We start from the raw sequence: 10,300 nt of genomic DNA on the forward strand, positions 1-10,300 counted from the left end.
CGGCACGTCCGGGCAAGGGGGGCGTTTCGGGGCCCTGGGTCGACGCCTACCGGCTTCCGGCATTGCCCCCGCTTGCCACCGCCGGTCTCGTCGCGCGGCATGCGCATGCGGCGATGGATGTGTCTGACGGCCTGCTGATCGATGCAAGGTCGCTGGCAGAGGCGTCCGGTGTCGGCCTCGAGATCGACCTTGGCGCGGTGCCATTTGCGGGTGGGGCAGAGGACGAAGCCGAGATGCTCAAGCTCGCGACCTGGGGGGACGATTACCAGGTCCTGTTCACGGCCCCGGAAAGCCGGTCAGACGAGGTCGCGCATGAGGCGAGTGAACAGGGCATACAACTCGCCCGAATCGGGAAAATTATAAATGGATCAGGCTTGTCGCTGGGGTTGAAGGGCAAAAAAATTAACCTCCCCGAAACTCTGGGGTTCGAGCATGGATGAGTCGGGTCGCCTGTGACTCGCCCCTAAAGCGAGGCGGGTTGCCTCATCAAGGAGCGACTGGCAGGCAAAGGCTCATAACAACTAAGTTTTGGAGACCCGGGGCCAACCCGGGCCCGTTCAAAGGCTCAGGGAAGGAAGGAAATCCCCATGTGGTTTTATCTCGCACTCGCCGCAGGCGTTGTGTCGGTTCTATACGGATACCTACAGATCAACTCGATCATGAAGGCCCCGTCGGGCGACCAGCGTATGCGTGAAATCGCGCAGGCTATTCAGGAAGGCGCAAATGCCTACCTGAAGCGCCAGTATCGCACCATCGGCATGGTCGGCGCTGTTGTCGCCGTGATCCTGCTCGTCCTGCTCGGATGGAAGTCTGCACTTGGCTTCGTGCTGGGCGCGGTCCTGTCAGGCGCAGCCGGCTTTATCGGCATGCTTGTATCGGTGCGCGCCAATGTGCGCACGACCGAAGCGTCCAAGAGCGGCCTCAGCGCCGGTCTCGCACTGGCGTTCAAGTCAGGTGCCATTACCGGCATGCTCGTCGTCGGTCTCGCCCTGATCGGTATCGTTCTCTATTACGGCCTCCTGACCGGCCCGCTCGATCTGGACCTGTCGGTTCGCGACGAGAAGCGGCAAGTCATTGACGCGCTCGTCTCGCTCGGCTTCGGCGCTTCGCTGATCTCGATCTTCGCCCGTCTCGGCGGAGGTATCTTCACCAAGGGTGCGGATGTCGGCGGCGACATGGTGGGCAAGGTGGAAGCCGGCATTCCCGAGGATGACCCGCGCAACCCTGCAACCATCGCAGACAATGTCGGCGACAATGTCGGCGACTGTGCCGGCATGGCGGCTGACCTGTTTGAAACCTATGCCGTGACACTGGTCGCGACCATGGTTCTAGGCGGTATCTACTTCTCCGGATCGGCTGATATTGCGGCTGTGATGATGTTGCCGCTGGCAATTGCCGCCGTCTGTATCATCACCTCCATCGTCGGCACGTTCTTCGTGCGCCTCAGCAAGGGCTCCACGGATGTGATGTGGGCGCTCTACAAGGGCCTGATCGTCACCGGCGTGCTGTCGGTGGGTGGCTTGGCCATTGCCATCAACAGCGTGTTGCCAAACGGCTTCGGCGTCCTGAATGAAGCGGCTGCGCGCCTCGGCATGACCGGTGAGATTACAGGCCTCGACCTGTTCCTCTGCGGCGTGACCGGCCTCGTTGTGACCGGCCTGATCGTTTACATCACGGCCTATTATACCGAGACCAAGTTCCGTCCCGTCCGTTCGATCGCGCTGGCGTCCGAGTCGGGCCATGGCACGAACGTGATCCAGGGCCTCGCTGTCTCGCTCGAGTCGACGGCGCTGCCATCGATCTCGATCATGGCGGGCATCCTGCTGACGTATAATTTGGCAGGCCTTTACGGTATCGCCATTGCCACGACGACCATGCTGGCGCTCGCCGGTATCATCGTTGCTCTCGACGCCTTCGGCCCGGTGACGGACAATGCCGGCGGTATCGCGGAAATGGCCGAATTGCCGTCTGACGTCCGCAAGACGACTGACGCGCTGGACGCTGTTGGCAACACGACGAAAGCCGTGACCAAGGGCTATGCCATCGGTTCGGCGGGCCTCGGCGCGCTGGTCCTGTTCGCGGCCTATTCAGAGGACGTGAAATACTTCATTGCGCAGGCAGATCCGGGAACGTTCTTCCACAATGTCGTGGTCGATTTCTCGATCTCCAGCCCCTACGTGGTTGTCGGCCTGCTGTTCGGTGGCCTCCTGCCATTCCTGTTCGGCGGCATGTCGATGATGGCGGTCGGGCGCGCTGCCCAGGCCGTGGTCGAGGAAGTGCGCAGGCAGTTCCGCGAAATGCCGGGCATCATGAAAGGCGAAGTGAAGCCTGATTATGGCCGCGCCGTGGATATCCTGACGCAAGCGGCGATCAAGGAAATGGTTGTGCCATCGCTGTTGCCAGTGCTGTCACCGATCGTCCTGTTCGGCGTGATCTTCCTGATCGCAGGTGCCGGCGCAGCCCTTTCGGCTGTTGGCGCGATGCTGCTGGGTGTGATCGTGACCGGCCTCTACGTGGCCATCTCGATGACCTCGGGCGGCGGTGCCTGGGACAATGCCAAGAAGTATATCGAAGACGGTCATCATGGCGGCAAGGGCTCTGAAGCCCATAAGGCTGCGATCACCGGCGATACGGTTGGCGATCCTTACAAGGACACGTCCGGCCCGGCTGTGAACCCGATGATCAAGATCACGAACATCGTGGCACTGCTGATGCTCGCGGTGCTTGCCGGCCACTAGGCCAGTCCAGTCCGACAATAAAAAAGGCCCCGGTGCGAGAGCACCGGGGCCTTTTCCTTTGGGGTATGGGTGCCGGTCAGGCGATGTCGAAGCGATCCGCGTTCATCACCTTGGTCCAGGCGGCAACAAAGTCCTTCACGAACTTTTCCTTGTTGTCGTCCTGCGCGTAGACTTCGGAATACGCGCGAAGGATCGAATTCGACCCGAACACGAGATCCATGCGCGTCGCCGTCCATTTCACGGCATCCGTCTTCCGGTCACGGATCTCGTAGATGCCGTTGCCGGACGGCCGCCAGTAGTTTTCCGTGTCGGTCACGTTGACGAAGAAATCGGTCGTCAGTGCGCCCGCTTTGTCAGTGAACACACCGTGCTTCGTGCCACCGTGATTGGTGCCCATGACACGCATGCCGCCGACAAGGACCGTCATCTCCGGTGCCGTCAGGCCCAGGAGCTGGGTCCGGTCGAGCATCAGCTCTTCCGGGCTGACGTCATAGTCGTCTTTCTGCCAGTTGCGATAACCATCATTGATCGGCTCCATCGCGTCGAAGGAATCGGCATCCGTCATCTCCGCGGTCGCGTCGCCGCGGCCCGGTGCAAACGGCACTTTCACATTCAAGCCTGCTGCTTTCACGGCCTGCTCGACGCCGACATTGCCGGCAAGGACGATCACGTCAGCCACGCTGGCGCCTGTCTCGGCGGCAATGCCTTCGAGTACTTTCAGCACCCGGGCAAGACGGGCCGGCTCATTGCCTTCCCAATCCTTCTGCGGCGCAAGCCGGATGCGAGCCCCGTTGGCACCGCCACGCATGTCAGAGCCGCGATAGGTGCGGGCGCTGTCCCATGCCGTCGAGACCATGTCGCTCATGCTGAGGCCGCTGGCCGCGATCTTGGCCTTCACGGCATCGACATCATAGCCGGTCTTGCCGGCGGGAACCGGATCCTGCCAGATCAGGTCTTCGGCGGGCACTTCCGGACCGAAATAGCGCGCCTTCGGCCCGAGGTCGCGGTGGGTCAGCTTGAACCAGGCGCGGGCGAAGGTTTCCGAGAAATACTCGAAATCATTGTAGAAACGCTCGGAAATCTTGCGGTATTCCGGGTCCATCTTCATGGCCATGTCGGCATCGGTCATGATCGGCATCTTGCGGATCGATGGATCCTCGACGTCGACAGGCATGTCTTCTTTCTTGATGTCGACAGGCTCCCACTGCCAAGCGCCGGCCGGGCTCTTCTTCAGCTCCCACTCATGATTGAGCAGCAGGTCGAAATAGCCATTGTCCCATTTGGTCGGATGGGTCGTCCAGGCACCCTCAAGGCCGCTGGTCACGGCGTCGCGACCGATGCCACGGGTCTTGTGGTTGATCCAGCCGAAACCCTGCTCCTCGATCGGAGCGGCTTCAGGGGCGGGGCCGAGATTGGATTCCAGGCCATTGCCGTGCGCCTTGCCGACGGTGTGTCCGCCAGCGGTCAGGGCGACCGTTTCCTCGTCATTCATGGCCATGCGGGCAAAGGTGACCCGCACGTCATGGGCTGACTTGAGCGGATCGGGCTTGCCGTCGCGACCCTGCGGGTTGACGTAGATAAGGCCCATATGGACGGCGCCGAGCGGGGCTTCGAGCGATGCCGCGTCTTCGGCGTTGGCATAACGCAGGATGCTATCTGCCAGCCATTCCTTTTCCGAGCCCCAGTAGACGTCCTTTTCAGGCGCCCAGATGTCTTCGCGTCCGAAGGCAAAACCGAAGGTCTTGAAGCCCATGGATTCGTAGGCGACGTTGCCCGCGAGGATGTAAAGGTCGGCCCAGGAGACCTTGTTGCCGTATTTCTTCTTGATCGGCCACAGCAGGCGGCGCGCCTTGTCGAGGTTGCCATTGTCCGGCCAGGAGTTGAGGGGGGCGAAGCGCTGGTTGCCGGTGCCGCCACCGCCACGACCGTCAAACAGCCGGTAAGAGCCGGCGGCATGCCATGCCAAGCGGATCATCAGGCCACCATAATGACCCCAGTCAGCCGGCCACCAGGCCTTGCTCTCGGTCATGATGGCCTTCATGTCGCGCTTGAGCGCCGTAACGTCGAGCTTCTTGAGTTCTTCGCGATAGTCGAAGTCCTTGCCCATCGGGTCGGTCTTCGTGTCGTGCTGGCTCAGGATGTCGAGATTGAGCGTGTTCGGCCACCATTCCGTGACCGTTCTACCCACAGAGGTCATCCCGCCATGCATGACCGGGCACTTGCCGGCGCCACTCATATCATTTCCGTCCATATCGCTCTCCCGTTGCTGAAATTGCTCGGCACGTTCGCCTAATAGGGGAAGCTACCGCTCCTGCACCCATTGATCCAATCGATTCTATGAAGTTGAGCTATAGGGCGGTTCTATGTGACTTGGTTTGACGTGTCGCAATCGCGAGCGATGCTGGATTGCCGTAAACACAAGGCAGGGACGGACAGCCCGGCCAAGTAGGCCTTCGTTCCAACGAAAAAGCCCCGGAACCGGGGTTCCAGGGCTTGTCTGTTTCGGGATGCGGCCTGTGCTACTGGCGGCGACCGGTCGGGTTGCCGGGTGTGGCTTCGTCCGAGTTCGGCAGGCGTACGCCGCCAACAGTACCGAAGATCTGTTCCCACAGGCCCAGTTCGCGACCACGGGTCGGCGTTTCGCGGGCCGCATAATTGACGACCTCGCCGTCCGCTGCATTGTATTCGAGGACTTCGTCGACCTTGTCGTCCTCGCCGAAGCGGATCGCCGTGATCGAGCGCTTGGTGATTCTCGGCTTCAGGAAGGCAATGCGCTCCTGCACGTCGGAAATGTACATCCAGGTCTTGTCGTCAAACACGCTTTCCGTCGACGGGCTGCCGAGCTGGGCGAGGACGGAGGACCGTGTGTCTTCGTCCGGCTTCATGTCGCGCGGCTGGGCGTCATCCGCCACATAGCCGTGGAAATCCCGCGCCGGCGTGAGACACGCGGTGAGGGGCAGGGTGAGAAGGCCAATGGCCAAAATCGCACGTCGCGACATGGAGAAACTCCTGATAAGGCTTCGCGAAAGACCTAGCGGCTGCAGCCCCCCTTTGGCAACACAGGAGTACATGGTGACGGGAATTTCAATCGGCTGGCTGGCGCGGCGACGGGCCCGCAAGGCGGCTACCGGAAAGGCCTATGGCGGGCTGATGAAAGTGGCGCTGGCACCGGATTTCTACCTGACGGGCGACGTTGCCGACACGTTCGACGGGCGTGCGCAGATGGTCACGGTCCATGCGGCGCTGGCGATCCGGCGGATGAACGCGCTGTCAGGCGCTGAACCCGCGAAAATCGCTGCGGCGCTGAATGCGCGCGTGCTGGACGGATTTGACGCGGCCTTTCGCGAGCAGGGCGTCGGCGATTCCTCGATCGCACGGAAGGTGCGAAAACTGGCCGAGGCGCATTATGGGCTGGGCACTGCCCTTTCGCAGGCGCTGGACAGTGATGGCGGGGAATCAGCCGTGATCGAGGTGCTGGAGCGCAATGGCGTGACGCAAAAGGGCCGTGGGGCCGGACTGGCGGCCTATCTGTGCGCCCTGGCGATGCGTCTGGAGCAGCAAGACGATGCTGAAATACTGACGGGGGCGATTGACTGGGTGCCGGCTGCCGAAGTGCGGTAGCAGGCACAGGCACGGCGTTGCCAACCCCCGTGACGCGCCGTAAACACCGCCATCAGGAATCATTGCGTTTCCGACTGATTTGGAAGGCCCGAATGGCTGAAGGCACAATTCTTTCAATTGATGCCATGGGCGGCGATGCTGCGCCCGGTGTCGTGGTTGACGGCGTGGCAATCCTGCTGGCCGAACGCCCGGATATTGCCGTGCTGCTGCATGGCGACGAATCCGTGCTGGCGCCCATGGTGGCAGCCCATCCCGCCCTATCGGGCCGCTGCCAGCTGGTTCATTCCGACAGCGTCATCACGAGCGACATGAAACCGAGCCAGGCGCTGCGCCGGGGCAAGGGGTCGTCGATGTGGAACGCCGTCGAGGCGGTGAAGAAGGGTGAGGCGGGCGCTGCCGTGTCGGCGGGCAATACCGGCGCGCTGATGGCGATTTCGATGCTGATCCTGCGCAAGATGGACGGTGTCCACCGCCCGGCGATGACAGCCCTGTGGCCGACCATGCGCGGCCGCACCGTGGTGCTGGATGTCGGCGCGAATCTCGAAGCGGATGCCGCGCAGCTCGTCAGCTTCGCCATCATGGGCGAGGCCTATGCGCGCGCGGCGCTGGGCATTGAAAAGCCGTCGATCGGCATTCTCAATATCGGCTCTGAAGAGATGAAGGGCCATGACGAGGTGCGCGAGGCGCATGAATGGTTGCGCGAGGCGGAACTGGACATGGACTATCGCGGCTTTGTCGAGGGCAATGACATTTCCAAAGGCGCGGTCGATGTCGTGGTGACGGACGGGTTCACCGGCAATGTCGCGCTGAAGGCCGGCGAAGGCGTGGCGCGGATGCTGGGCAACCGGATGCGCGAAGCCTTCACGGCCAATATCATGACCAAGCTTGGCGCCGTGTTCGCGTCGGGCGGGCTGAAACAGTTACGGGCCCAAATGGACCCGAGCAATGTGAATGGCGGTGTGCTGCTGGGTCTCGGCGGCGTTTCGGTCAAGAGCCATGGCGGCACCGATGCGCGCGGATTTGCCCAGGCCTGCCTGCTGGCGGCCAACCTTGCCGCAAGCCACTATCAGGACGAGATAATTGCCAACCTGCTACGTATCAGGGAAGGCGGGCTGCCTGCCGATTAGGGCAGGCCGGCACGGAAAGGATTTCAATGGCACGTCGCAGTTTCATTCGCGGTACAGGTGGCTACCTTCCGGAGAAGGTGCTCACCAATGACGACCTGTCGGCCATGCTCGACACGTCGGATGAGTGGATCCGCGAGCGCACGGGAATCAAGCGCCGCCATGTCGCCGCCGATGGCGAGCTGACATCGGACATCGCGACTGCTGCGGCCCGGCAGGCGCTGGACGCCGCCGGCATGGAGCCGACCGATATCGACCTGATCGTGCTGGCGACGACGACACCCGACCGGACCTTCCCGGCGACGGCGACGGCGGTGCAGGCCAAGCTCGGCACCGGCGCCGGGGCGGCCTTTGACGTGCAGGCTGTCTGTTCCGGCTTCCTGTTCGGGCTGGCCACCGCTGACAGCCTGTTGAAGCAGGGCCTGTTCAATCGGGCGCTGGTGATTGGCGCGGAGACGTTCACGCGCATTCTCGACTGGTCCGACCGGGGCACGGCCGTCCTGTTCGGCGATGGCGGCGGCGCGGTCGTCATCGAGGCCGAGGAATGGACCGGCGCGGCAGATGCCGGGATCATTACGCACCATATTCGCACCGATGGCACCAAGTCGGACCTGCTCTATGTCGATGGCGGCGTCAGCTCGACCGGCACGATTGGCCATGTCCGGATGGAGGGCAACCGGGTGTTCAAGCATGCCGTGGCCAATATCTCGTCGGCGATCCAGGCCGTGCTCACCGAGACCGGTCTGACGGCGGACGATATCGCCTGGTTCGTGCCACACCAGGCCAACAAGCGCAGCCTGGACGGCGTGGCGAAGAAAATGGGCATTGCCGAAGAGAAGGTCGTGATCACGGTCGACGAGCACGCCAATACGTCAGCCGCCTCGATTCCGCTGGCGCTGAACCATGCCGTGCGCAGCGGTCGGGCCAAGCCGGGCGACCTGATCCTGTCAGAGGCGATGGGCGGCGGCTTTTCCTGGGGCGCGAGCCTGTTCCGGCTTTAAGGCTTACACATCATTTTGATCCACAGATTTCGGGTCGAATCGGACAAATCGAACCATCTCAACGAATTAACCTGACGGTTTCGCTAGGAATCCGTTAAGTTTCATTCGCTATCCATTAACGAAAGGCGAGAGAACCTCATGAGCAACCAGACCCTGACCCGTGCCGAAGTGACTGACGCCATCGTCCGCGAAGTGGGCGTGACCCGGCAGGAATCCTCGGATTTGCTGGACCGCACGCTGGACCTGATCGGCAGCGCGCTGGAGCACGAAGACGAGGTGAAGCTCTCCCGCTTTGGCAATTTCGTGGTGCGGTCAAAATCCGCCCGCGAAGGCCGCAACCCCAAAACCGGCGAAGAAGCCATCATCGCGCCACGGCGCGTGGTGACGTTCCGCCCATCCCCCATGCTCAAGGCCCGCGTCGATAAGGGCTGAGCCAATACAAGGATAGCGATATGACTGCCATCAGGAACCGCGTCGAGAAATCTGCAAATGCCTTTCGGTCGATTGGCGAGGCAGCCGCCGAACTGGGCCTTGAAACGCATGTCCTTCGCTATTGGGAAACGAAATTTCCGCGTGATGTGAAACCGGTGAAGCGCGCCGATGGCCGCCGCCTGTTCCGCCCGCAGGATATTGACGCGCTGCGCGCCATCCAGATTCTCGTGCATGGGCGCGGCCTGACATTGAAGGGCGCGAAATCCCTGCTGGCAGAACAGGGGCTTGAGGCTGTGCTCTCCGGCGAAGCGACCCTGGGCAATGCCACGGTCGGCAGCCCGGCGCGCGAGCTGCAGCAGACGGTCGCCAAGGCGTTCAATGCCGAGATGACGTCATCGATCGCGCCCGAGAGCCAGGAGCGCCTGGCGGATGCACTGGTTGGCCTGACCGACCTGAAAGCCCGTCTCGACGCCATGCGCGACAAGCGCGCGGCCTAAACCCACATAAGCGATTGCGGAAGGCCGGTGGCTTGGCTACAAGCCGCTTCAAGTCGGAGCGTGGCGCAGCCCGGTAGCGCACTCGCCTGGGGGGCGAGGGGTCGTAGGTTCGAATCCTATCGCTCCGACCATTTCCACACGGTGCGCCGCAGGCGCAGAAATCGATCAAGGATCGATTTCAGTGTGGGAATGCCCGAAGCGCCAGCGAGGGCTTCCTTGACAGCTTCCGTATCGACCCTTCGGGCCTCCTAAGACGCCGGGAGCAGTCGTTAGCTTTCGCCTCCTGTGGGTCAAAAGCAGACCTTAGAAGCCTGCTCTCCGAATCGCCAAGGGATCAGGAAGCGACATTGGAATAGCTGACCCGGTCTCCTTCAATCTGACGCCTCTATCACTAGGCGGCAGAGGCGCAGAAGGAATTTGAGATGGTAAGTCTTGATCGGCTGAAGCGATATATATTTGGCAGTGTCATCGGTTCGTTGCCGCTGATGTTCGGAAGTTATCTGATGTACGACAGAATCTTTCTGGCTATCTCCACCGGTCAGACGGAGGTGCGAGCTGGCCTGTTAGACAGAGCGTCGGAACCTGTATCTTTCTGGATCTCAGTCATCATGTACGGATTCTTCGGTGGGGCGATTGCTTGGTTTGGACTGTGGTGTTTGTGGCGAACGTTCAGAGCCAGGTGACTTCACACTTGTAAAGCTGGCGGTGACAAATGAGCATAGCGTCTGACCGAGGAGCTACTGTCTCCAAAGACGCCGATTGCAGCCCAAGACTTGAGGTGGTCCTGTTTTCCTGCACAGTTTTCCGGCCTTGCTAAGGTATATCCGGGTTGTTGATCAGGCCGCTTTCTTGAGTTCGTTTCCAGGTCCATATGCCTCGTTCGGTGT

General features: G+C 61.7%; 9 protein-coding genes and 1 tRNA gene. 8 read left to right on the top strand and 2 right to left on the bottom strand.

What is annotated here, in order from left to right; genetic code table 11:
* Together AADA04_RS11500 and AADA04_RS11505 are read left to right on the top strand one after the other, a co-directional pair.
* On the top strand, nt 1-440 hold a 440-nt coding region (locus tag AADA04_RS11500), incomplete at its 5' end, for an AIR synthase-related protein (RefSeq protein WP_340693411.1).
* 147 nt (nt 441-587) lie between these two features.
* Nucleotides 588-2,738, top strand: a complete 2,151-nt coding sequence (locus tag AADA04_RS11505) for a sodium-translocating pyrophosphatase (RefSeq protein ID WP_340693412.1) — start codon at nt 588-590, stop codon at nt 2,736-2,738.
* 76 nt (nt 2,739-2,814) lie between these two features.
* On the opposite strand, the gene katG is transcribed toward AADA04_RS11505, so the two are convergent.
* Together katG and bamE are read right to left on the bottom strand one after the other, a co-directional pair.
* Nucleotides 2,815-4,989 (bottom strand): catalase/peroxidase HPI, encoded by a 2,175-nt coding sequence (katG, locus tag AADA04_RS11510; RefSeq protein WP_340693413.1) that lies wholly within the window; start codon nt 4,987-4,989, stop codon nt 2,815-2,817.
* Nucleotides 4,990-5,257: 268 nt separating this feature from the next.
* Nucleotides 5,258-5,737: an outer membrane protein assembly factor BamE gene (gene bamE / locus AADA04_RS11515; RefSeq protein WP_340693414.1), complete on the bottom strand. Its 480-nt coding sequence runs from the start codon at nt 5,735-5,737 to the stop codon at nt 5,258-5,260.
* Nucleotides 5,738-5,810: 73 nt separating this feature from the next.
* Here bamE and AADA04_RS11520 point away from each other — a divergent pair, with 73 nt between their 5' ends.
* From AADA04_RS11520 to AADA04_RS11545, 6 genes are all read left to right on the top strand, one after another.
* Nucleotides 5,811-6,359, top strand: a complete 549-nt coding sequence (locus AADA04_RS11520) for a ubiquinol-cytochrome C chaperone family protein (RefSeq protein WP_340693415.1) — start codon at nt 5,811-5,813, stop codon at nt 6,357-6,359.
* Between the two features lie 92 nt (nt 6,360-6,451).
* Complete coding sequence (plsX, locus tag AADA04_RS11525; RefSeq protein ID WP_340693416.1) at nt 6,452-7,486, top strand: phosphate acyltransferase PlsX; 1,035 nt, start codon at nt 6,452-6,454, stop codon at nt 7,484-7,486.
* Nucleotides 7,487-7,512: 26 nt separating this feature from the next.
* Entirely contained in the window at nt 7,513-8,484 is a 972-nt protein-coding gene (locus AADA04_RS11530) for a beta-ketoacyl-ACP synthase III (RefSeq protein WP_340693417.1), read from the top strand.
* 138 nt (nt 8,485-8,622) lie between these two features.
* The gene (locus AADA04_RS11535) at nt 8,623-8,916 is read left to right on the top strand and encodes an integration host factor subunit alpha (protein WP_340693418.1); all 294 of its coding nucleotides are present in this window, start codon (nt 8,623-8,625) and stop codon (nt 8,914-8,916) included.
* Between the two features lie 20 nt (nt 8,917-8,936).
* Nucleotides 8,937-9,413, top strand: coding sequence for a MerR family transcriptional regulator (locus AADA04_RS11540; protein WP_340693419.1), 477 nt, complete (start codon nt 8,937-8,939; stop codon nt 9,411-9,413).
* 54 nt (nt 9,414-9,467) lie between these two features.
* A tRNA-Pro gene (locus AADA04_RS11545) sits at nt 9,468-9,544 on the top strand.
* Nucleotides 9,545-10,300: the final 756 nt, after the last annotated feature.

The organism is Hyphomonas sp. (genome assembly GCF_037969335.1).
Classification (GTDB): domain Bacteria; phylum Pseudomonadota; class Alphaproteobacteria; order Caulobacterales; family Hyphomonadaceae; genus Hyphomonas.